Raw genomic sequence first — 24,035 nt, forward strand, 5'->3', positions numbered from 1 at the left:
AGATGATTGGGGTGAAGTCGTAACAAGGTATCCCTACCGGAAGGTGGGGATGGATCACCTCCTTTCTACGGAGTATCTTTATGATACATGACGAATGAATTTTCTCTCTCAGGTCATGCTTATACTCACTCTTTAGTTTTCAGGGAATACAAATCCCCAAAAGCCAAAAAGCTTTTGGGGATTTTTTTGATGAGGATTATTTAAATGGTTGATATTGAAGCGAAAATAAGATTTTTAACAACTGAAGAAGGTGGAAGAGGAAATCCTGTATTTTCAGGTTATTGCCCTGCTCATTTAGTCAAAAAGGGGTATTTAACAACGACAGAAAAAATAATATGAGGACTTGAATTTTACTCAAAAAGAGAGCCGATCCACATTAAAGTGATCGGCTCTCTTTTTATTAAGATTTTAAGTGAATGATTTTACTTAAAGCATGGAGTAAAAAGATTCGCTGAGTGAACAGATTCTTTCTTCATTGATAATCCATTGCACCTCATGAGCTTCTGTAACTTGTGGAACCTCTAGTTTTCGGACCATTTGCTGGATTGCCTTGAGGGGTACGACATCTTCCCTTTGTTGATTTTGCTTGAGTAAAGTGTTGAGACTGGCCTCGATATATATGATGTGAACTTTAGCTCCGTAGGAAGTAAAGAGACCAATTAATGGTTCACGTAATAAACGAGTAAGATTAGTGGCATTCCAGACAAAAGATTGTTTTTTTCGCATATAAACACGAGCAAGTTCCTTCGCATGGTGAATGACGGTTCCTTGTTTTTCTCTGGGGGAGACACCTAGTTTTTTTCTAATTTCGTCTAAAGAAATCACGGGTAAATGGTTTATGTGCTTCTTGATCCAGGTATCTTTTCCCGATCCGGGGAGTCCAGATAGAATGAAGACTTGAAACTCAGTTGAGTCATAAGCTGCATAATCAGGGGTTTGCCATTGGTTTTGAAAATAGAGAAAACGTGTGTGCGCATCAGGAAACGACTTGTTTTTTTGATAACAGTCGTGTTCTTGGCAAAATAGGCGAAATAGCTCAATTTTCTCCAGTAGTTCATTTTGATCTGCACAGATTCTCCCACGAACATCTGCTTCAGCTAATAAAGAGAGTAGGTGAAGCGGGACTCGTTGGCTTGCTGTATAAACTTCTTTCTCTGGATTTTCTTTTTCCAATAGCCAAAGGGGTAGTCCATGATAACGGACGAGAGCGACGACTATTTCTCGAAGCTGAAATGGAATCGTCAATGAACTGTTTTGCCATAAATAGCTACGAGTCATGAGGGCACCGATTCGTGCGTGTCCGTGTGAGGTAATAGCTCCATCCTCATCGATCTTTGTACAGACAGATTTCCCAATGTCGTGACAGAGAGCTGCTATAAGTAAAGTTTGTTGGGCTAGTGGTGATAGTAAAGGCCATTCCTTGAGCTGTAAAAGAGCCTCGGCAACCAACCAAGTATGAGTTTCTACATCTCCCTCAGCGTGATACTTTGGTTCTTGAGGAACTCCTCGTAGTTGCTTCAAAAACGAAAAGTGGTGGTAAAGAAGCTTGCGATCCAGTTTTCCTTTGGTGTTAACAAACTTTAAAAAACAGCTATTTTTCACATCAAATGGAGTCGCCAAATAAATTGACCCCCTTTTAGCTGGTTGGGGATGAGTGGTCGATTCATCCAATGTGATTGTGATTCAATAATAGTCTGGATAAAGTCTTTTCGCACTAACTTATATCTTTCTTTAACGATATCCTCTTCTTCTACTTTGATATATAACCCTTCCATCTGTCCACTCAGATCCGTTTCACGAAGGATCTGATCAGGGTCCACACCATGTTGAGTTGCAATTGATTGTAGTTTTTGCTTGAGCTGTGGGTGATCAATAAATGGAGAGGGAGCCACCCATGAGCTTAGCTGCGTATGTGATTTTAATTTTCCTTCATGTAACACTCTTACTGAATGGATGAACGGAGCTTTTCTTAACATTTCCATCCTGCGAGCAGTGGAAAGAAAAGTGTGGGTCTCCTTATCAAAAATATCAAATTCAAGGAAATAGTGGGGTAAGTCAGTATAAAAAATAGTATGCTTGGCATAGAGCCATTCACCATACATGATGTAGCGATCACTTAATAGAGACCATAAATCGGAAGCAAAGCCATAAGCCCAACTTTTAAAGAGATGAAATTGTTGTTCACGTGCTCCACCAGTTAAGTAATGACCACGGCTTTGTAGAAATAACTCTCCATGTCGATCAAAACTAATTCCACAATTGGCTCCATCCATTTTTTCTTCAATCACCAAAAAACGATTGCAAATTTGTTTGAAAGAAGCAATTTGTAGATCATCATCACCTGTTTGTAAACCAGAGCCTTCTATGTGTGGAGTACGCGGGTATTTATATATTTGATTCATTATTTGGTTAACTCCTATAAAAATAGTAAACGAGAATTTTAAAACAGCTGAATGATGGTGGCCCTTTACATCGTTTACAGTCCCTTCATTCATGATGTTTATATTATACAATAGAATCTATTTGGAACGGTCGCTGAAGTATGATAACTAAAATTTAATAAATGGTGATAATATATACATTTATATTGACGGTTTCTTCCTTTATGATATATTTGAATTCAATGATTACATAGAATATAGCTTATAACTAGCAAAATATGAAGCAAAAGCGAGGGAACTTGAAGTTTTGGCTTTGAATTCCGTTGTAAACTTTCTAATTTTCATTTTCCTCATGGAGGCAGTTTATTTGTAGCTTCGATGTAATTTGTCAAAGGGGGAGTACTTACTTGCAGCGAGCCGTTCAGTGGCCCCGTTTTCGTCAGCGAAACAAGGGCTCGTCCACCATGGAGTACATCATTATCATTGCAGCCGCTGTCATCTTAGTCAGTTTGCTTTACATGACGATTGGTAGTGAGAGTACTAATCAGATCATTACGAAAAAAGTTGAAAATAGTTTAAACGGAGAAGTAACGATTCAACCGGGAAGTGGAGGAACTCCATCATCGACGGATGGAGATTTAGTGATGAATCCCCCAGGACAACCTGCTTCAGGTGATCCATCCTCTAAAACAGATCCGGGTCCAGCACCTAATAATGGCTGGGAACCTTATGACAATAAATACAAAGAGCCGAATCTAGGTAAGCGGATCAGAAAAGCAGCCCAAGATGTAGGCATCAAGTATTTTTTTGCTCATCAGAAGGGTCAACGACTTGTTCCGAAGTATAATGCCAATGGTAAATTAACTGGATATCATGTCACTGGGCAGATTACCAATGCTTTAGAAAAAAAAGCCGCTAATTTAAAACCTGTGAAAGGCTCCCCAGGGCAATTTGTCAGAGATTTACCAGTCAAAAATCATTTCAATAGCTTTATGCCTGCGTTAAAGCATACACTTGCTTCTTCATTGAAATCAGGAGCGATTAGTGGATTACTTACAGCCACTTTAGAAGGTCATGAGAATTGGAAAGACTGGTCATCTTCTGCAATTGTTGAAACGGGATTGGCGGCAGCAACCACTGCAGCTGGGTCGGCTATAGGTTCTGCAGCAGCTGGTTTTTTAGCGAGTACTGCGGCTGGAGCTGCGCTTGGATCTTCAGTTCCTCTTGTAGGAACAGTGATTGGTGCTGTGGCTGGAGTAGGACTGTATGCATTGACAAATACCGCCGCTGGTATTGCAATCAAAAACGCTGTAAAATCCGGAGTCAAGAAATTGATTCATGCGGTTGTCCCCGATGGGGTATCGGACAAGATCCAGTCTGTATATAGCAGTGTGAAGGATAAAGCGGGTGCAGTAAAAGACAAAGTGTCAAATGCAGTATCGAAGGGGGTCGGTAAAGTAAAAAACTTTGTCGGTGGTTGGTTTAAATAAGAAATATACATTTGTTCAGTTGTTCAGTCGTGTCAATTAGAAAATAATCACCCGTTCCATCGAGAGTTAGAGTGTGATTTCTTTCTCCATGACTTGTTCCTTGCCAGAAGATTAGAAGTTTGCTATACCCTTTGATTTTTTGGAGGAGGTAAAAGGCATCGAAATCTCTCGATGAAAAGTTGCCTTCTCTTTTTCTTTTTCAAAGAGCTCCACAGTGATAGCTCTTATTGTTGATATGTCGATGATGATTATCTTTATTGAGAAATTAGGATCATTGATTTATAGGCTCTATTTTCTCGGATGAAGTGTGAAGTGTTAAGCATTTATAGGTGGATCTTCATTGAGTAGAAAGACAGGTTCGTAACCTACTATGTAGGAGTGTTTAAACTTATGTTGAAACGTATATGTATAGGTTTTTTAGGTGGTTTATTTATGGGGAATTTTTTTGGAGGGATTGCGGGATTAACCACTTTGATTCAATTTAAATTTGTCCCTGTCATTATTATGGTGTTGATGTATGGATTCGCAGGCTACTTTACAGCGAAGAAGAATAAACATCCTTGGATTTCTTCGTTTATTGTTGCTTTCCTTTTATATATTGTGAATGCGATGATTACACTGTTAGCATTCAAGGTCGATCAGATCTCCATTGTAGGATTGGGTATGTCTGTTTTCTTTTGTTTACTAGGTGCGACACTTTATAAACTCTTACATCGGTAAGGTTTTCAATGGAGGTATATAGTATATGACAATGTTCATTGGTATCATTGTTGTACTTTTCGTTATTGGTGTCCCTATTGTTATTATTATTTCTCGAATGAGGGAATATGGAGTGAAACAAGGACTTCTCTTGGAGATTAAAGAGTGGTTTTATGAAATCATTGCGTTCCTTTGGTCCATCTTTTGTCTACCATTTGTGTTAATTAGAAACTTGTATAGATGGATTTTTAAGAGGTAGCTCTCAACCAGTTATTTGGGTCATATGTGAACCTAAGGTTGTTTGTCTCTGGTTCATTGTTGTAGTCGGTTCAAAAAAAGTTGCTTGCTAGAGGTAATAACCTCTCACTTTAATGAATTGAATCAAGTGGCTTTATTTTAATTTATTAAAGTGGTTGTTGCAGTAGAGAAAGATTAAAGATTAGTTTACCTCCATGTAGGAATAGTCTGAAGATAGATAAAATCGATGCTACTGGCAGTTGTGAGGGCGGATCTGGACGCTCAGAATATATATGTGCTCTCTCAGGCGCAAAATGATCCACAGTCTAGACAAGATATTGTGGGAAGAATAGGTATCTATAGCAAACAATCAGGTAAAAGAATCGGTCTGATTGAACTTCCGAAAAAACGTAATATGGGAGTACGAGATTTGATTATCACTCACCCTTCAAATCCTTAAACTCTTATGGATTCGAAGATTAGTAGAAGAGGGACGAATGAGTTTGAACAAAAACGAAGTAGTATAGCTATAGAAAGAGGTGTTCCATACTGGGAATACCTCTTGTTCTTTGTTAAACTATTTCTTTGCAAGGGACTAGCTCATGGAGAGCGAAAATCGAGCTCCGATGCACGAACATGTAGGTGAATATTGCCTAATCGACATTACTGATCTTTCAACTGGGTGGGATTACTCTATTTGAGAGTTGCGACAACCGTTCTTTATTGAAGGATCAAGGGGAATCAGTTATAATATACTAATTGCGGAGAGCTATTTTTTTGAATGGAAATTACTTTTTCATTGTATAGATGTGGTTGATTTAGATCGAAAGGATGTGACCTAGGATGAGTAAACGAGTGAAAGATTACAGCCAATATTTCACTGCACCTGATTTGAAACAAGCTAAAAAGCGTGGAAAAGAATCTGTGCAGGTATTGCGCTTTGAAGATATTCCCGAAGACATGCAAAATGTGGGTGAAGGGAAAAAATATCTCATCCAAACGTATGGTTGTCAGATGAACGTTCATGATAGTGAAACGATTGCAGGGATTTTAGAACAAATGGGCTATACGTCAACTGAAGATGAACAAGATGCAGATGTGATCTTATTAAATACCTGTGCGATTCGTGAAAATGCAGAAGATAAGGTGTTCGGGGGATTAGGTCGTCTCAAACACCTTAAACTAGAAAAGCCAGACCTCGTTTTAGGGGTTTGCGGATGTATGTCTCAAGAAGAGTCCGTGGTTAATCGAATCTTAAAAAACTACCAACATGTTGATTTGATTTTCGGTACTCATAATATTCATCGCCTTCCATATCTTTTACAAAACGCATTATTTAGTAAAGAGATGGTGATTGAAGTTTGGTCTAAAGAGGGCGATGTTATTGAAAATATGCCTAAGGTTCGTGAGGATGGTTTACGGGCATGGGTCAATATCATGTATGGTTGTGACAAATTTTGCACCTATTGTATCGTTCCATATACCCGTGGGAAAGAGCGGAGTCGTCGTCCTGAAGATGTGTTAGATGAAATTCGGGAGCTTGCCCGGAAAGGGTATCAAGAAGTTACATTGCTGGGGCAAAATGTAAATGCTTATGGAAAAGATTTTGAGGAAATCGATTATACCTTTGGAGATCTCATGGATGACGTACGGAAAATCGGAATCCCTCGTGTCCGTTTTACAACTAGCCATCCACGTGATTTCGATGACCATTTGATTGAAGTTCTTGCCAAGGGTGGAAATCTGGTTGAGCATATTCATTTACCTGTTCAATCGGGTAGTAGTGAAGTCTTGAAAATTATGGCTCGTAAATATACACGCGAACAATATCTAGAATTAGCACGAAAAATTAAAGTGGCGATTCCAGATGCGGTCTTTACCACCGATATTATTGTTGGTTTCCCCGGAGAGACTGATGAACAATTTGAAGAAACCCTCTCTCTGATGAGAGAAATGGAGTACGACTCAGCCTTTACTTTTATTTACTCTCCTCGCGAAGGAACTCCGGCGGCTAAGATGAAAGATGATGTTCCTATGGAAGTGAAAAAAGAACGTCTTCAACGTCTAAATGATTTACAAAATGAGATTAGTCGTAAAAAGAATGAAGAACTTCGTGGTAAAATTGTGGAAGTACTGGTTGAAGGAGAGAGCAAGAAGAATTCCGAAGTACTTTCTGGACGTACTCGAACGAATAAACTGGTCAACTTTATGGGACCCAAGCATTTGATTGGTAAATTTGTTTATGTTCGTATTGATGAACCACAGACATGGACATTAAAAGGAGTATGGGTTGACCAAGAGCCAGTCATGCAGGCAGGTGTCTAAGATGACAGGGATTCAAAAAGATCATCCTATAATAGAACGAACACGGAAATTTGCCAAACGTCTTCAGGAAAGTGGCGAAATCCAGCGTTTCCGTTTTGCGGAAGAGCAAATCAATAAAAGTAACACTGTTCAAACGTATATTGAAACGATCAAGCGAAAACAAAAAGAACTCGTTCATGCGAAACACTTTAAGAAAATAGAATACACACGTTTATTGGAACAGGAATTAGATCGTTTGCAAACGGAGTTAGAAAACTTGCCGATTGTTCGGGAATACCAACAATCCCAAGTTCATGTTAATGACTTACTGCAAACGATTCAACAAGTACTTGCCGATTCAGTTTCTACTAAAATTCATGTAGAAACAGGCGGAGAGATGGTTCAAGGCTGTGGTCATGGCGGACCTTGCGGCTGTTCTGGTTCATCATAGACAAACCCACGGAGTTTTTCCGTGGGTTTTTGCACTCTAGACATAAGCCCTGCATACACTTGTAGGGAACGATGTTTGGAGGAGGGAGCATGTTGTCAAATACAGATAGAGCTGTCGAATATCGTCAGGTTGTCACAAAAGCGGTTGTTGGAAAAGGGCGTCGATTTTCACAAGTGACTCATTCCATCCAGCCACCAGAAAATATTCACACGATCCTCGGCGCATGGGTTATTAATCATAAGTATGAATGTAGCAAGGTTGGGGAGTCAGCAGAGGTCAGAGGAAGTTATGATATCAATATTTGGTACTCTACAAAAGGCAATACCAAAACAGATGTAGTTAAAGAGACTGTTCATTATGCGGAGCAGGTTCCACTTGGATACTATGATCGTAATGCTCACGAATCAAGTGTAGAAGTAAGCACAGTAGTTACGCAAGCCCCTAATTGTGTGGAAGCATCCATCTCTCCCCAAGAACACAAAGCGGTTCATGTTCGGGTGGAAAAAGAGCTAGTGGTTGAAATGATTGGGGAAACAAAAATTTGTGTAGCCGTCTATCCGCTTGAACATGCCGAAATGGATGATAAAGAGATGATGAGCTCTGGGTTAAGTGATGATGAGTACTTAGATCAATATGAAGAACTTGACCCCGATATAGTGATCGACGAGTTGGAAGATTAATACAGACTCAATGCTTCTAGAGCAAGCTTCGTTGTCTTGCTCTTATTTACCTAACTGAAAAGTAGATAATGAAGAAAGTGATGAAAAAGAGGGCGAATGCCTTCTTTTTTCTTTTGACTAACCTTTTTCCTTTTCTTCACATAACATGAGAGCATAGTGTTTCAACTATAGGTGCGTGAATGAAAGGGGAAAGGTGAATGGGAGCCATAACCCTTCCTTACATTGAATTACAAACGGAAGAATCGATTCGTGATCGAATCATAACGGATGACTTTGAACTTGCTTCATCGATTCGCTTAGAGTTATTATCAGATGGTGATTTTGCAGATCATGCTCTCGTTTTGAATGATGAATCGCAAGTGACACAAGTGAAAGATCGTCGTATACGGATGGAGCTTCTTCAATTACATGGGATTCCCATCTCTTTTACAGGTGCAGTTTTGAGAGAATATATTCTGTGTGTTTTTCAAACAAAAGTGATCGTGATGTATCGTTCGAAAGGATCAAAGGCGTGGTTGGCTGCTAACAAGAAGGTAAAAAAACGGTTTTATCGTATTCCCCAAGCAGAATCGAGCAAAGAAGTACGGCGGGTTCAGGATTTAGCGATTCGAGCGTGTTATGCTACAGGGCTCGATTATGGAATCGTAAAATGCGGGGTAGGAACAGGTAGAAAAGTTGCCATCATGAATATTTTGCCAAGCATGAAAATCAATCGAGAGATTGCAGAGGCATTTATCAAGGAGCTTGACTTATACCAAAAGCAAATCATGGAAGCAAAAGGTTCCTTAGATAAGATCGTTTTAGGAGCAGATCCTGAGTTTATCATGAAATCGCCAAAGGGGAAATTACTTGTAGCGTCTAAGTATTTTCCGGTCCGAGGAAAAGTTGGATGTGATGCGATCTGGTTAGGGGAAGATCGTACACAAAAACCGATTGTTGAGTTACGCCCCAACCCTACATCAGATCCTCGGCTTTTAGCAGTGAGAATTTATCAAGGGTTGATGCAAGCTTCTAAGAGAATGGCTGCAACTCCTTCGGTTTGGTTGGCTGGAGCGATGCCATATCCGGGATTCCCAATCGGTGGGCATATTCATTTTAGTGGGGTAAAAGTTAATTTTAAATTACTTAGAGCCTTAGATAATTACTTGTCTTTTTTGTTGGTAGCTGTAGAAGATCCAAAGAGAGGGGCTGAGCGAAGGCCTAGATATGGTTTTTTAGGCGACTTTCGTTATCAACCACATGGAGGATTTGAATACCGAACTCCTCCCAGTTGGTTAGTTTCTCCTACACTGACAAAAGGAGTTCTTGTGTTAGCTAAGTTAATCGCAGCTAATTATCCTTTTTTAAAACGATTACCATTATCTGAGCTTAATGTACAAAAAGCATATTATTCTGGGGATAAATTAACAGTTACCTATTGGATCACTACCTTATGGGAAGAGTTGAAGAGCTTAGATGATTATCAATTATATAAAAACTATTTAGATCAACTATATCGTTATTTAACATCAGGCATCTCGTGGAATGAGACTAGAGACCTAAGAAGAGTTTGGCGGATCTACCCATATCAAAAAAGGAAACGAGCGTAAAAGATATACCGCTTGTTTCCTTTTTCATGTTACAATCAATAAATAATAGATTATATAAAAACCGGAGGAATTCAGATTGGCACAGTATACTCCGATGATACAGCAGTATTTAGCGATAAAGGCACAACACCCGGATGCCTTTTTATTTTTTCGTCTTGGTGACTTCTATGAAATGTTCTTCGAAGATGCAGAAAAAGCGGCAGAGGAGTTGGAAATCACACTCACAGGCCGTGATGGTGGAAAAGGTCGCGTGCCCATGTGTGGAGTTCCTTATCATTCAGCACAAACTTATGTAGAAAAGCTGATCGAAAAAGGATATAAAGTAGCGATTTGTGAACAAGTAGAACATCCATCGGCTGCAAAAGGCGTAGTCAAGCGTGAAGTGGTTCGAGTGATTACCCCTGGGACGATTATGGAAGAAACCATGTTACATGACCAAGAAAATAATTTTTTGGTTTCAATTACATACGATGGAGCATCTATAGGCATAGCGGCTGCAGACCTTTCAACAGGAGAATGCCATGTGACTGAAGTGAATGGTTCTGTCGATTTTGTACTTGATGAAATCTCATCGTATCAACCTAAGGAGGTTGTGGTTGATCCAGAGCTAATGGACAGGATTTCATTCATTGGACCTTTACAACAACGGATTCGTTGTTTACTTACTCCTTATGAATCGAAACATGAAGATCAGTTACAGCTGGATCAAGAGTTGTCTAGACAATTTCCTTCCTATCTCCAGGTTTGTACGACTCCTCTTCTCAGAAAAGTGATGGGTCTGTTATTCTCCTATTTACAACAGACTCAAAAGCGCTCATTGGGACATTTACAGCGATTAAATCATTATGATGCTAAACAGTATATGATGTTGGATGATGCTGCACGTCGAAATTTAGAGTTGGCTCTTACTTTAGGCGAAGGGAAAAAGAGAGGTTCTCTCTTGTGGCTTCTAGATCGTACGGCAACTGCGATGGGCAGTCGGATGTTAAAGAAGTGGCTAGACAAACCACTCCTTGATCGGACAGCCATTCAAGAACGTCAAGCGGTTGTACAAGCTTTTCTAGATGACTTTATTTTATTAGACGAAGTACAAGATCATCTAAAACAAGTTTATGATTTGGAGCGGTTATCGGCACGTGTTTCTTATGGATCAGCCAATGCAAGAGATTTGAATGCACTTAAAAGATCATTAGAAAAGATCCCACAGTTAAAAGAAAAGTTGAGACAAACGACAAGTCCTCGTCTGCAACAACTTGGTGAGGAGATGGATCCTTGTCCAGATGTTTGTCAATGGATTGAGCAAGCGATTCTCGATGATCCACCTATTTCTGTGAAAGAAGGGGGGATTATCAAGGAAGGACATGATCCACAGTTAGACCAATTACGGTCTGTGCAACGGGACGGGAAAAGTTGGATTGCTCAGTTAGAAAAACAAGAGCGTGAAATAACAGGGATTAAATCTCTAAAGGTTGGTTACAATCGGGTATTTGGTTACTATATCGAAGTGACTAAGTCTAACTTACGTCTTCTGCCCGAAGGTAGATATCAACGCAAACAAACACTGACCAATGCAGAACGGTTTATCACTCCTGAGTTAAAAGAACGGGAACAACTGATCTTGCATGCAGAAGAAAAATCAGTCGACTTGGAGTATGAATTATTTACTCAGGTGAGAGAACAAGTAGCAGAACATGTACATCGTTTACAAAGCCTTGCCGAAAAGGTAGCTGAGTTGGATGTCTTGCATGCCTTTGCCTCGATTGCTCGTCAGTATCAGTATGTCTGCCCGATGATTCATGATGGAGACCACTTAAAGATTCAAGCGGGGCGTCATCCAGTTGTTGAAGCAAGCTCATCTTCGTCCTCTTTTATTGCCAATGATGCCGAATTGGATGCTACCGAGCGCCAAATATTATTAATTACAGGTCCTAATATGGCAGGTAAAAGTACTTATATGAGACAAGTTGCTCTCATCACCTTGTTAGCACAAATCGGAAGTTTTGTACCAGCTGAACTAGCGGAGGTTCCGATTGTTGACCGGATCTTTACAAGGATTGGGGCTGCGGATGATCTGGTTGGTGGACGAAGTACATTTATGGTAGAGATGTCTGAAACCTGTCATGCTTTAAAAGAAGCGACTTCGCGTAGCTTAATTTTATTAGATGAAGTAGGGAGAGGGACGTCAACTTACGACGGCATGGCGTTAGCCCATGCAATTGTTGAATATATACATGATCATATTGGAGCCAAGACCTTGTTTTCCACACACTACCATGAATTAACACAACTCGATGAACCATTATCTCGTCTAGTGAATGTTCACGCCAAATGTGTAGAGAAAAATGGGAAGGTCATTTTTTTACATCGAATTGTGCCAGGCGGAGCTGATCGTAGTTACGGAATCCATGTGGCGGAATTAGCTGGGCTTCCTGAGCTAGTCATCGAGAGGGCTAAAGTACTTCTCGCTGAATTGGAAAATCGTTTTGAGAAGAGTGGAAAAGATTCCTCCACAGATGGACAGCTCAGTTTATTTGATTGGAAACCATCTCAGGAGAAGATTATTGTCAAAGAGGTTGGCTTATCGGAAGCCGAAAAAGAAGTTTTGGAAACGTTGAAGTCATGGGATTTGATGAACCATACACCTTTTGAGTCCATGCAATTATTATATCAATTGAAACAGAAGTTAAACGATTAGCTTTTTTTGGAGGGGGAAGTCATGGGGAATATTCAGATTTTGGAAGATCATCTAGCTAACCAAATTGCTGCCGGTGAGGTAGTTGAGAGACCTTCTTCCATTGTCAAAGAACTAGTCGAAAATGCAATTGATGCAAGTGCGACCCGTATTCAAGTCCAGATCGAAGAAGGGGGGATTTCGCTCATTCGCGTTTCTGACAATGGTCGGGGGATGGAGAAGGAAGATGCCATACTTGCTTTTTCACGTCATGCAACAAGTAAAATCAAGCGAGAGCGAGATCTGTTTTCTATTCGTACCCTTGGGTTTCGTGGAGAAGCACTGCCCAGTATTGCATCAGTGGCTCGAGTGGTGTTGACAACTTCCCCCGATTCTTCTGAGTTGGCGGTAAAGGTACAGATTGAGGGAGGAGATCAATTAACCGTAGAAGATACCTCTCACTCACAAGGGACTGAAGTCATCGTTCGGGATCTTTTTTACAATACTCCTGCCCGTTTGAAGTATTTAAAAACCGTCAACACTGAAGTTAGTCATGTTGCTGATGTGGTAGGAAGACTCGCTTTGGCACATCCTAAGATTTCTTTTCAACTGACCCATCATCAACGTGAGCTTTTTCGTACCTCAGGGGATGGTAAACTCCTTCATGTATTACATAGTTTGTACGGAAAACAAGTGTCTAGCCAATTAATTCCCTTTTCTTCGGAAAATATGGATTTTCGGCTCTCAGGATTTGTGAGTAAACCTGAGCTCACTCGATCCAGTCGTTCTTATTTATCCATGATCCTAAATGGGCGTTATGTTCGTTCGGTCGCGATCACTCAATCGATTTTACGATCCTATGGAACCCTGCTTCCAACGGGACGCTATCCATTGGGAGTTGTTCATATTGAGATGGATCCCAAGTTGGTCGATGTAAATGTCCATCCATCCAAACTTGAAGTCCGGTTGAGTAAGGAAAAAGAGTGTTGCCAATGGATGGAACAAACTTTAAAAGAGGCCTTTCAACAACAACGTTTTGTTCCAGTTATTACTCAGTCTCCTGGACAAGCCAAAGTGGATCGAGTGGTTGTGCAAGATCGTTTACGCTGGGAGGAGGTTTCCACGCCTCAGGCTTCCAGCGCATATCCTTCACGAGTAGAAGAAGGAGTGCAAAGGAAAACAGAGATTAGGGAACGAGGGCAAACAATTACCGCTAATCCTTTACCAAGTGAGTCAGAAACGATCAGGGCTACTGAAGATGAGCCTCCAGTTGTAGAGAGTCAAGAGAAGCCATCTTTTTCATACCAATCTCCTTTGGCCACTCTTCCTGACAAGGATGATCATCAACCTTGTTTGAAAGAGAAGTTGCCAAGAATGGAGCCACTGAGTCAAATTCATGGAACCTATATCATTGCTCAATCTGAGGATGGATTTTATTTATTTGACCAACATGCTGCACATGAGCGAATCTACTATGAAAAATTCTCCAAAAAAATGGAAAAGAGTAATCATCAACAACAACCTCTCCTGATGCCGATTCCGATCGATTGTTCACCTGCTGAAGCAGAAGTACTCTCTTTATATATGGATTATCTGCAACAGTGGGGTTTGCAATTAGAACCTTTTGGTGGAGCTACTTTTTTAGTAAGATCCTATCCGGCTTGGTTTCCAGAGGGGAAACCGGATGAGTTGATTTTTGAAATGATTGATTGGCTAAAAGAGCATGGAAAAGTAGATGTGGCGATGTTAAGGGATGCGAGTGCAAAAATGATGTCATGTAAGGCAGCGATTAAAGCTAATCGTCATCTGCGAAAAGATGAGATGGAAGGTTTGTTACAACAACTCAACCATTGCAAAAATCCTTTTACCTGTCCTCATGGACGACCTATTTTTGTTCATTTTTCAACTTATGAATTAGAAAAAATGTTTAAGCGGGTGATGTAAGATTTTATTTGTCACAACATCTTTTCATCCTGGATTCAAAGAGACCGAAGAAGCGAAACATCTAGCTGAGCATCTTGGTGTTCCTTTTGTGGAGCGACATCGTGATGCTCTTCCTTCTTTATATGCTCGTACTGGTAAATCAAAAGTGATCATAATTACCAAGCAAGAATGGCGATATGAAGATCAATTGGGGCATCGATTCACCTTTCATCCTAATATGTCTTTTTTGCGGATCAAAAATATGATCCAAGGGGTCGTAGATCCAATGGTGACTTGTTCAGGAATGAAGCCTGGGGATCAGGTTTTAGATTGTACTATGGGGATGGGAGCCGATGCGATTGTTGCTTCATTTGCGGTAGGGGAACAGGGAAAGGTGATTGCCCTAGAAAGTCAACCTGAGATTGCCGCATTAGTTCGACAAGGGCTAGCTACTTATGAAACAAAGCTTGTTAAATGTAATCAGGCCATGCGGCGAATTCAAGTGGTACAAACGGATTATCATACTTTTTTAAAAGCCCAGCCCAATCAATCATTTGATATTGTCATTTTTGATCCAATGTTTCGGGAGACGGTTCGTTCGTCAGCTGCTATGCAAGTGTTAAAACCACTCGCTAATCCCCACCCAGTTGAGCCTTTTTCGGTAAAGGAAGCGGTTCGAGTTGCGCGAAAAGCTGTTCTATTAAAAGAGCGCGTTTATAGTACTGAGTTTACTCGACTCGGATTCGAGGTTGTCAAAAAATCTTCTCATTATGCATGGGGGATGATTCGCCTAGGAGGGAATGAAGATGAAAACTCAACTACTGGTCATTGTAGGGCCAACTGCGGTAGGGAAAACAGCACTTAGCATCGAGTTAGCCAAACAAATTCATGGGGAGATTTTATCAGGCGATTCCATGCAAGTTTATCGGGAAATGGATATTGGTACTGCTAAAGCTAGTATGGAGGAACGTATGGAGATTCCCCATCACTTGATTGATATGATAGACCCAGATCATCCATTTTCTGTACAGGACTTTCAACAATTAGCTAGAAAGACAATCACGGATATTGTTTCAAGAAATCATTTTCCTATTTTAGTAGGAGGAACAGGTCTCTATATTGAGTCTGTGATTCATAGCTATCAGATGCCCCATGTGGAAGAGGATCTATCTTTACGTCAGGAATTAAACGAATATGCAGAGAAACATGGCAATGAGGCTCTACATCGTCGCTTGTATGAGGTAGACCCCGCATCTGCGGTAAAATTACATCCTAATGATCGAAGAAGGATCATCCGTGCTATGGAAGTATATCAGGTGACTGGGAAACCTTTATCTGAGCTAAAAGGTAAAAAAGAGTCTCCTTATACTCCTTTGTGGATCGGATTAACGATGCCAAGAGATCAGTTATATGAGCGAATCAATCGGCGGGTAGATGCTATGATTGAGTTAGGACTGATTGATGAAGTGAAGCGTTTAAAGGAGAGAGGCTATCATCGGGGTTTGACTTCTATGCAGGCAATCGGTTATAAAGAGATCATGAGCTATCTACAAGGTGAGATCTCACTTGAACAGGCTATTGATATGATTAAGCAAGGGACACGGAAATACGCCAAACGACAATTGTCATGGTTTCGTCGTCTTCAGGAGATTCATTGGTTTGATGTGACGAAAGATGGAAGTTTTGCAGAAATTCAGCGGCTAGTGGCAGGAAAGTTTCAAGCCTGAGGAGAATAAATTAAACTAATGCAAAAATACATAGGAGGTACGGATTTTGAAACAATCCATCAATATTCAAGATACATTTCTTAATCAGATTCGCAAAGAATCAGTACCGGTCACCATTTACCTTGTAAATGGATTTCAGCTTCGCGGTGTCATTCGCGGATTCGATAATTTTACCATAGTTATTGATAGCGAAGGTAAACAACAAATGGTCTATAAGCATGCGATCTCTACTTTTACCCCAGCTCGTCCGGTTTCTCTCATGTCCTCAGAAGAAAATAAAGAAGCTTAAACCAAGTGAAATCACTTGGTTTTTTTGTTCACCAAAAACTGGGCTTCTGCGTATAGTGGAGAAGTGAATTCAGGTTAATGAGGTGAACGGCATGAGCAGAAAAGTGCTGACAGGAAATGCGAAACACCAGATCCATGTTGTGTTTGATCGGCAGAAGGATGACGTTCATGCAATGTCACTGACTAGGGGAACGAACAATCATTTGTCCCCAACTGAAGATGACGTAGGTCCATTACGAGAGTGTATGGAGGAATTAAATAAACTGATTGGTCTTCATCAAATTAAAGATTTTGTTCGAGAGATTTATGCATGGTTGGAGATCGGGAAAAGAAGAAAAGCGGCTGGCTTACTTGCTGAACAACAGGTGTTACACATGATTTTTGCAGGAAATCCTGGCACTGGTAAAACGACGGTTGCTCGCATACTCAGCCATCTATTACGGGAAATGGGTGTTCTTACGAAAGGGCACTTGGTTGAGGTGGAGCGGGCTGATTTGGTGGGAGAGTACATTGGACATACAGCTCAAAAGACCCGAGAGCATGTTAGAAAAGCATTAGGGGGAATTCTATTTATAGACGAAGCTTATTCTCTTGCTCGTGGGGGAGACAAAGACTTCGGTAAGGAAGCGATCGATACCATGGTCAAATCCATGGAGGATTATAAAAATGATTTTGTTTTAATTTTAGCTGGATATTCGGAGGAAATGGAGTTTTTTCTTCATTCCAACCCTGGACTTCCTTCACGGTTTCCAATTCGCCTCTCTTTTCCAGATTTTATGATTGATGAATTGATGTTGATTGCTGAGTTAATGGTAAAAGAAAAGCAGTATCGCTTTTCTATGGCCGCAAAAGAAAAGTTACGGGCTCATTTAAAAAGGGAGATGCAACAAAACAGTGCACACTTTGGAAATGCACGATATGTTCGCAATATCATCGAACAGGCAATACGTCTGCAAGCGGTTCGTTTGTTATCTTCTAAATATGTGAATCGAGATGATTTAATGACATTGCGTGGAGAAGATTTTCAACTGGACGAATCAGCGAAGAAAACTGCCGTTTATTCATGGTATAATTGAACAGAATCTTAAAAAAGAAGTTGAACGTTGAAAGGAATGAATCAGGATAGAACAATCGAGTCAAAAGGAACGTGCGATTTTAGTGGGGTGTGGTCCCAAACAAAAAGAGTGGGAGATTCAATCATCTTTAGCTGAGTTAGTACGCCTAGCGGAAACATCACAAGCTGAAGTGATCGACCAAGTGATTCAACATCGGGACCGTCCTGATCCTGGATGGATGGTTGGAAAAGGAAAAGCTGAAGAAATTGCCCAATTAGCTGAAGAATTGGAGGCTGATTTGGTTATTTTTGATCAGGAACTCTCTCCAGCTCAAGTGAATCATTTAGAACAAAAAATCACCTGTAAAGTGATTGATCGAACTCAATGTATTTTAGATATCTTTGCTCAGCGTGCTCAAACTAAAGAGGGACGTCTTCAGGTGGAATTGGCACAGCTTCAATACTTATTACCCCGATTAGTAGGAAGGGGAAAAGAATTGTCTCGTTTGGGTGGTGGAATCGGAACCCGGGGCCCAGGGGAGAAAAAGTTAGAGACTGACCGACGTCATATTCGTCGGCAGATTCGAGCACTCAAACAGGAATTAGAGGAAGTAAAAAAACATCGACGTCTACATCGTGATCGGCGTAAAAAAATAGAGCAACTTCAAGTAGCGCTTGTGGGTTACACCAATGCGGGGAAATCAACATTATTAAATCGCTTAACAGGTGCAGAAGTGCTTGCTGAAAATCGGCTATTTGCAACTCTAGATCCTACTTCAAGATTACTCGATCTACCTTCAGGGCAAGCAGTGCTACTCACTGATACAGTTGGATTTATTCGTCACTTGCCTCACGATTTGGTAGCTGCTTTTCGTTCTACATTGGAACAAGTACGGGAGGCGGATCTGCTTCTTCATGTGGTTGATTCCAGTCATCCTGAAGCTACACAACAGATGGAAACTGTAGAGCAAGTGTTAACAGAATTAGAAGCCGCACATATTCCACGCCTCACTGTGTTTAATAAGACGGATCAAAGAAGAGATCAATTAGATATCCCTATAGATGAATGGAATCATGAGGATTCGATACACATATCTGCTTTGGAAGAGACTGACTTGGAACGATTGAAGAAAAAAATAGCAGAAGTATTATCAAAAGAATTTTTTGTGGGAACGGCTTGGGTACCTACTCACCGTGGAGAATGGATCTCTCATTTTTATCAGGTGGCAGAAGTGCTTCACTCTGAAGCGGATGATCAATATGTAAAACTACAGATGCGTATTCCAAAGCGACAGTTTCAAAAACTACATTCAGATATCAAAGCTTGTATTCAAGAAGATTTAGCGTAGAAGTGGTGGATAAAATTGTATAGTCATTTAACAAATGGTCCTTGGATTCAAAAACAAGTAGAAGAGATTCAAGCCCAAATTGCTCCAGTCACTCAAATGATTGAAGCACATGTGGATCAACATCAGTCACGAGTATTAAGTTCATTCCGTCAACATCACGTAAGCGAGTATCATCTTCAATCATCTACGGGATATGGTTATGATGATTTAGGTAGAGAAACATTAGAGAAAATCTATGCAGATCTATTTGGAGCGGAAATGGCACTTGTGCGTCCCAATATCATTTCGGGAACTCATGCGATTTCCGCTTGTCTATTTGGTGTTTTACGACCTGGTGATGAACTGATTTATTTAACAGGGCAACCTTATGATACTTTACAAGATGTCATTGGAACAGAGGCTGACGGTTCAGGCTCACTCGCCGACTATGGAATTATCTATAAAGAAATTCCGCTGAAGTCACAAGGAGAGATCTGTTGGGAATCATTTGCCCAAGCGATTAGTGAGCGAACACGCTTAGTTGGTATTCAACGATCACGCGGATATGCGGATCGACCTTCCTTTACGATTAGCCAAATCAAAGAAATGGTTGAAAAGATTAGACAACTGGTACCTAATGCCGTGATTTTTGTAGATAATTGTTATGGTGAATTTGTGGAAGAATTGGAGCCAACCCATGTTGGAGCTGACCTGATTGCGGGTTCATTAATCAAAAATCCAGGTGGTGGATTAGCAAAATCAGGTGGCTATATCATCGGAAAAAAAGATTGGGTCGAACGTGCAGCCTCTCGTTTAGTAGCACCGGGGATCGGGGTGGAAGGGGGAGCAACTCACGGTTATTTACGTGATTATTTTCAAGGATTGTTTCTTGCTCCTCATGTAGTAGGAGAATCTTTAAAGGGAGCTGTATTTACTTCAGCACTTTTAGAAAAACTAGGATTTTTAACTACTCCCCAGTGGGACGAGCCTCGAACAGACCTGATTCAACAAATTTATCTGGATCAGCCTGAGTTGTTGATTGCTTTTTGTCAGGGAATTCAATCGGCTTCCCCTGTAGATGCTCATATTCAACCGATTCCTGCACCTATGCCAGGTTACCAGGATGAAGTGATCATGGCGGCAGGTACATTTGTACAGGGTTCAAGTATCGAATTGTCAGCAGATGGACCTCTTCGCCCTCCATATATCGCTTATATGCAAGGCGGACTTACCTATTCCCATGTAAAAATTGCGATTACCCAAGCAATAGATCAAATGATGGTGACAGGTCAATTAGTTTAATTAACTCCATATATTAAAAAATACGTTTCGGTTAATTAAAGTATTTTCGGCTGAAATAGAGCCATTTTACCTAATGGGAAAAATTCAAAGTATAAGGAGGTGCTTTTTTGGAAGTTCTGTGGTGGATCCTGATTGTGATTTTGTTCCTTTTGGCCTATACAGGCCTAGTCTTGCCGGCTTTACCTGATGTGCCTTTTATCATGGGTGGTTTTCTCATTTATCACTTGTTGATCAATGATGAACCATTAGGTAAGTGGTTTTGGATTGTTACCGTTTTGTTAACGGTGTTGTTGTTAATTGTAGACTATGTTTCTAGTGGAATTGCCGCTAAGAAATATGGTGGTTCAAATTGGTCCATCGTTGCCGCTTTTATTGGTGTCATTGTGTTCCCTTTCATGATCGGACCAATCGGAATTATTGTGGGTCCCTTTTTATTAGTCTTCTTGATTGAGCTCTTGTTGAAGAAGGATTGGGAACTGGCATTAAAAGTATCGTGGGGAACCTTAATCGGATTTTTTGGAGGGATCATATTTAAGTTTGTCGTGATGACTGGAATGATCGCCTGGTTCCTGATTTTTGTTATATTTTGATTGATAACCGTTTTCTGCTGAATGCAGAGAACGGTTATTTTGTGTGCAAGGCTCAAAATCCGTTATTTTAACTAGAAAAAAAAGGATGTTAGCTTTTATGACATCAATTGACTAAGAAAGCTGACATGGTATAATAAGGCTATCACAGATATTATTTGCAATGGAAAGGAGGGTGTTGGATGAGGGATGAAATACGGCGAAGTATGCCTCTGTTTCCAATTGGTATTGTTACCAAGCTCACCGAGTTAACCCCTCGACAAATTCGTTACTATGAGCAGCAAGGTTTGATTAATCCTGCCCGTACAGAAGGGAACCAGCGATTATTTTCTTTTCATGATGTCGATCGTTTACTTCAGATTAAGGCATGGATGGAAAAGGGGATTAATGTTGCTGGTGTAAAAGAAATGTTACTCCAAACACAACAATTACAAGAAGTGAAACAAGAGGCTGAACAAGCCAAAAAAGAACTCTCCGACAAAGAATTACGACAAATTTTAAAACGGGAGTTAACTCATCCGACCCGTCCAGGAAAGACGCATCTCATCTATGGAGAACTAACGCGTTTCTTTCGACAATAGTTTTTAGTATGAGGCAAACAACTTTTTAACAATGAAGGGAGAACATCTAACGATGGGAAGTAAGTACACCAAGGAAGATATCTTACGAATTGCAGAGCAGGAGAATGTAGCATATATCCGCTTGTTATTTACAGATTTGATGGGGACTATTAAAAATGTAGAGATTCCACGATCTCAGCTAAATAAAGCCCTTGATAATAAAATGATGTTTGATGGATCAACCATTGAGGGATTTGTTCGCATTGAAGAGTCTGATATGTATCTACATCCAGACTTATCTACTTGGGTGATCTATCCTTGGGGGGCACCTGGAGAAGGAAAAGTAGCAGGGCTCACTTGTGATATTTACAATGCGGATAAAACTCCGTTTGAAGGGGATCCACGTGGAATCTTAAAACGGGTACTCAAAGAGGCTGAGGAACTTGGATTTACCTCGTTTAACATTGGTCCTGAGCCAGAATTTTTCCTATTTAAATCGGACGAAAATGGCGAACCTACATTAAATCTGAATGATAAAGGTGGATATTTTGACTTAGCTCCACTTGACCTTGGTGAAAATTGCCGTCGCGACATTGTTCTCACCCTTGATCGAATGGGTTTTGAAGTGGAAGCATCACATCATGAAGTCGCCCCTGGACAACATGAAATCGATTTTAAATATGCTGATGCGGTCAAAGCTGCTGATCAGATTCAAACCTTTAAACTGGTGGTTAAAAACGTAGCACGTCGTTATGGTCTTCATGCTACATTTATGCCTAAACCATTGTTTGGTGTGAGTGGTTCTGGTATGCATTGTCACCAGTCATTGTTCCGAGGAAGCGAAAATGCTTTCTATAATGAAAGTGATAAGTTAGGTCTTAGTGAGACTGCACGTTATTATCTGGCTGGTATTCTCAAACATGCTCGTTCATTTACTGCGATTACCAATCCGCTAGTTAATTCATACAAGCGTTTAGTTCCTGGTTATGAGGCTCCTTGCTATGTGGCTTGGTCCCCTCAAAATCGGAGTCCACTTGTTCGGATTCCAGCCTCACGTGGACTTAGTACTCGGATTGAGGTTCGTTCTCCAGACCCTGCGGCTAATCCCTATTTGGCTTTAGCTGTTATGTTAAAAGCGGGTCTAGATGGAATTAAAAACAAACTTCAACTTCCACCACAAACAGATCGTAATATTTATGTGATGGACGAAGTGGAGCGAGAAGCCGCTGGAATCACCAATTTACCAACTAACTTACATGAGGCTCTCCAATATTTAAAAAATAATCCAGTGATGATTGAAGCACTAGGTGAACATGCTTTAGAACACTTTGTGGAAGCCAAAGAGATTGAATGGGATATGTTCCGTACAGCTGTACACCAATGGGAACGTGACCAATACATGTCGATCTATTAATGGGCAATACAAACAAGAAAGCTACTGAGTTGTTTCAGTAGCTTTCTTGTATATTATTTGCTTAACGAAAAGGTTTCAAATGAGCCTTTTTCGTTGATCACTTTTTGTGTATGATCCCAAGTAGTTTGATATTTACTGCGATTTAGTGAAGGATAGTTTGGGATGGCACTTGGTTGATTCGTTTCTGTAGGAAGGATCACATATTGAGTTTTTCCACCTTGTGGATATTTATGAACGAAGGTGGGTAAGTAAGACACATTTTTTAATTGTACGTCTTGATTGGACGGGTTTTTTTCAACATCTACATAGACAATGATGCCTTCATCTGTATGGGGATCTTTTTGATTAGATACAAAGTTCCCCATGGAGTAGATGATAAATTTTTCTTTGCCATTGACAGTTACTTTTTCCATTGGTTGAAGGACATGGGGATGGCTACCAAAAATGACATCTGCACCATCTTCCAATGCTTGTCTGGACACCTTTAACTGCATATCATTCGGTTGTCGTTGATATTCGACTCCATAATGGAGGGAGACACAGACAAATTCAGCGCCCATCTCGCGAGCTTCTTTGATATCTTTGGCAATTTGTTCTGAGTCAATTCGATTCACTAGATAGGGGCGATCTTCTGGAACAGGAAGTCCATTGGTATGTTCCGTATAAGCCAAAAAGGCAAAGGTGATTCCTTTTTGTTTTATAATTACAGGCTTTCTTTCCTCTGCGCTGGAGGCAGTCCCTGCTACTTTAATTCCTGCTTCATTCATGGTTTGATAGGTGCGCACGACCCCTTTGGGTCCTGTGTCCATTGAGTGATTATTGGCTGTACTTACGACATCTACACCTGCATTCTTTAATGTAGTCGTAATCTCATCAGGTGAATTAAAGGTAGGATATCCACTATAAGGTTTTGCAGACCCCGCTAAGGTTGTTTCAAAGTTCCCAATGGCAATGTCAGCGATTTCGATGTATGGTTTAATTTCTTTGAAAAAAGAACTGAAATCATAAGAACCATCAGATTGTTGTCCAGCTTTGATTTGGGGTGAGTGCATCATGATATCGCCAAAAGCAGCGATTTGTACCGTTTGTGGCTCTCCAGATTTTTGTGATTTTGCTGTTTCTGAAGAAGGTTGATCTCCTTGAGCTGTGAAATCAGAAAAGACGTCAAACAGTTTGAATGGCACAATGATCAAGACGATCAAGGTTAAGATAAATACTCCAATTTTCTTCAGAACGTCTCACCTACTTAAATATCTACAAATTTTTTCAACATACACTCCCATTATACGATAATAAGTAGGGAATCTTCTAATTAATAATTTTTGAATTTTTATAGAGTGATATCAGCAA

Annotated in this window: 22 protein-coding genes and 1 rRNA gene; 20 read left to right on the forward strand and 3 right to left on the reverse strand. The window is 40.4% G+C overall.

Annotation, left to right across the window (positions count from 1 at the left end):
• A 16S ribosomal RNA gene (locus tag EDD58_RS09730) occupies nt 1-65 on the forward strand; the annotation flags it as partial.
• Nucleotides 66-204: 139 nt separating this feature from the next.
• Complete coding sequence (locus EDD58_RS15275; protein ID WP_279389110.1) at nt 205-339, forward strand: hypothetical protein; 135 nt, start codon at nt 205-207, stop codon at nt 337-339.
• An 87-nt stretch (nt 340-426) separates the two neighbouring features.
• On the opposite strand, the gene EDD58_RS09735 is transcribed toward EDD58_RS15275, so the two are convergent.
• Nucleotides 427-1,620 carry an AAA family ATPase gene (locus tag EDD58_RS09735; RefSeq protein WP_207903287.1) on the reverse strand — a complete coding sequence of 398 codons (1,194 nt, stop codon included), beginning with the start codon at nt 1,618-1,620 and terminating at the stop codon, nt 427-429.
• Entirely contained in the window at nt 1,599-2,402 is an 804-nt protein-coding gene (locus tag EDD58_RS09740) for an RNA ligase family protein (RefSeq protein ID WP_131925016.1), read from the reverse strand. Before EDD58_RS09740 ends, EDD58_RS09735 begins: the two co-directional genes overlap by 22 nt.
• Before the next feature lie 386 nt (nt 2,403-2,788).
• On the opposite strand from EDD58_RS09740, the gene EDD58_RS09745 reads away from it, so the two are divergent.
• The 18 genes from EDD58_RS09745 (at nt 2,789) to glnA (ending at nt 22,685) form a co-directional block, all read left to right on the forward strand.
• Nucleotides 2,789-3,871 (forward strand): YtxH domain-containing protein, encoded by a 1,083-nt coding sequence (locus EDD58_RS09745; RefSeq protein ID WP_131925018.1) that lies wholly within the window; start codon nt 2,789-2,791, stop codon nt 3,869-3,871.
• A gap of 390 nt (nt 3,872-4,261) precedes the next feature.
• Nucleotides 4,262-4,591 carry a hypothetical protein gene (locus EDD58_RS09750; RefSeq protein WP_131925021.1) on the forward strand — a complete coding sequence of 110 codons (330 nt, stop codon included), beginning with the start codon at nt 4,262-4,264 and terminating at the stop codon, nt 4,589-4,591.
• Nucleotides 4,592-5,054: 463 nt separating this feature from the next.
• On the forward strand, nt 5,055-5,267 hold the full coding sequence (locus EDD58_RS09755) for a hypothetical protein (RefSeq protein WP_131925024.1): 213 nt from the start codon (nt 5,055-5,057) through the stop codon (nt 5,265-5,267).
• A gap of 383 nt (nt 5,268-5,650) precedes the next feature.
• The gene (gene miaB, locus EDD58_RS09760) at nt 5,651-7,132 is read left to right on the forward strand and encodes a tRNA (N6-isopentenyl adenosine(37)-C2)-methylthiotransferase MiaB (RefSeq protein WP_131925027.1); all 1,482 of its coding nucleotides are present in this window, start codon (nt 5,651-5,653) and stop codon (nt 7,130-7,132) included.
• A 1-nt stretch (nt 7,133) separates the two neighbouring features.
• Nucleotides 7,134-7,562 carry a YlbF/YmcA family competence regulator gene (locus EDD58_RS09765; protein WP_243648713.1) on the forward strand — a complete coding sequence of 143 codons (429 nt, stop codon included), beginning with the start codon at nt 7,134-7,136 and terminating at the stop codon, nt 7,560-7,562.
• 89 nt (nt 7,563-7,651) lie between these two features.
• Nucleotides 7,652-8,242, forward strand: a complete 591-nt coding sequence (cotE, locus tag EDD58_RS09770; RefSeq protein ID WP_131925033.1) for an outer spore coat protein CotE — start codon at nt 7,652-7,654, stop codon at nt 8,240-8,242.
• A 197-nt stretch (nt 8,243-8,439) separates the two neighbouring features.
• Nucleotides 8,440-9,831: a putative amidoligase domain-containing protein gene (locus tag EDD58_RS09775; protein WP_131925036.1), complete on the forward strand. Its 1,392-nt coding sequence runs from the start codon at nt 8,440-8,442 to the stop codon at nt 9,829-9,831.
• A gap of 76 nt (nt 9,832-9,907) precedes the next feature.
• The gene (gene mutS / locus EDD58_RS09780) at nt 9,908-12,526 is read left to right on the forward strand and encodes a DNA mismatch repair protein MutS (protein WP_131925038.1); all 2,619 of its coding nucleotides are present in this window, start codon (nt 9,908-9,910) and stop codon (nt 12,524-12,526) included.
• Between the two features lie 21 nt (nt 12,527-12,547).
• On the forward strand, nt 12,548-14,446 hold the full coding sequence (mutL, locus tag EDD58_RS09785) for a DNA mismatch repair endonuclease MutL (RefSeq protein ID WP_131925041.1): 1,899 nt from the start codon (nt 12,548-12,550) through the stop codon (nt 14,444-14,446).
• A gap of 88 nt (nt 14,447-14,534) precedes the next feature.
• The gene (locus EDD58_RS09790; RefSeq protein ID WP_131925044.1) at nt 14,535-15,290 is read left to right on the forward strand and encodes a class I SAM-dependent methyltransferase; all 756 of its coding nucleotides are present in this window, start codon (nt 14,535-14,537) and stop codon (nt 15,288-15,290) included.
• Entirely contained in the window at nt 15,232-16,152 is a 921-nt protein-coding gene (miaA, locus tag EDD58_RS09795; RefSeq protein ID WP_341539272.1) for a tRNA (adenosine(37)-N6)-dimethylallyltransferase MiaA, read from the forward strand. The genes EDD58_RS09790 and miaA overlap by 59 nt, the downstream gene beginning before the upstream one ends.
• Nucleotides 16,153-16,198: 46 nt before the next feature.
• Nucleotides 16,199-16,441, forward strand: a complete 243-nt coding sequence (hfq, locus tag EDD58_RS09800; protein ID WP_131925050.1) for an RNA chaperone Hfq — start codon at nt 16,199-16,201, stop codon at nt 16,439-16,441.
• Nucleotides 16,442-16,532: 91 nt separating this feature from the next.
• A complete protein-coding gene (gene spoVK / locus EDD58_RS09805; RefSeq protein WP_131925053.1) occupies nt 16,533-17,516 on the forward strand; it encodes a stage V sporulation protein K in 984 nt (327 codons plus the stop codon).
• Between the two features lie 82 nt (nt 17,517-17,598).
• The gene (hflX, locus tag EDD58_RS09810) at nt 17,599-18,843 is read left to right on the forward strand and encodes a GTPase HflX (protein WP_131925056.1); all 1,245 of its coding nucleotides are present in this window, start codon (nt 17,599-17,601) and stop codon (nt 18,841-18,843) included.
• Nucleotides 18,844-18,858: 15 nt separating this feature from the next.
• A complete protein-coding gene (locus tag EDD58_RS09815; RefSeq protein WP_131925058.1) occupies nt 18,859-20,124 on the forward strand; it encodes a methionine gamma-lyase family protein in 1,266 nt (421 codons plus the stop codon).
• 107 nt (nt 20,125-20,231) lie between these two features.
• Complete coding sequence (locus EDD58_RS09820) at nt 20,232-20,714, forward strand: DUF456 domain-containing protein (protein WP_131925061.1); 483 nt, start codon at nt 20,232-20,234, stop codon at nt 20,712-20,714.
• 179 nt (nt 20,715-20,893) lie between these two features.
• A complete protein-coding gene (locus EDD58_RS09825) occupies nt 20,894-21,292 on the forward strand; it encodes a MerR family transcriptional regulator (RefSeq protein ID WP_131925064.1) in 399 nt (132 codons plus the stop codon).
• Between the two features lie 52 nt (nt 21,293-21,344).
• Nucleotides 21,345-22,685 (forward strand): type I glutamate--ammonia ligase, encoded by a 1,341-nt coding sequence (glnA, locus tag EDD58_RS09830; RefSeq protein WP_131925067.1) that lies wholly within the window; start codon nt 21,345-21,347, stop codon nt 22,683-22,685.
• 53 nt (nt 22,686-22,738) lie between these two features.
• Here glnA and EDD58_RS09835 read toward each other — a convergent pair whose 3' ends face one another.
• Nucleotides 22,739-23,887 carry a CapA family protein gene (locus EDD58_RS09835; RefSeq protein WP_165875917.1) on the reverse strand — a complete coding sequence of 383 codons (1,149 nt, stop codon included), beginning with the start codon at nt 23,885-23,887 and terminating at the stop codon, nt 22,739-22,741.
• Nucleotides 23,888-24,035 lie beyond the last annotated feature (148 nt).

Origin of the sequence: Hazenella coriacea (assembly GCF_004341825.1) — a bacterium.
Lineage (GTDB): Bacteria > Bacillota > Bacilli > Thermoactinomycetales > Thermoactinomycetaceae > Hazenella > Hazenella coriacea.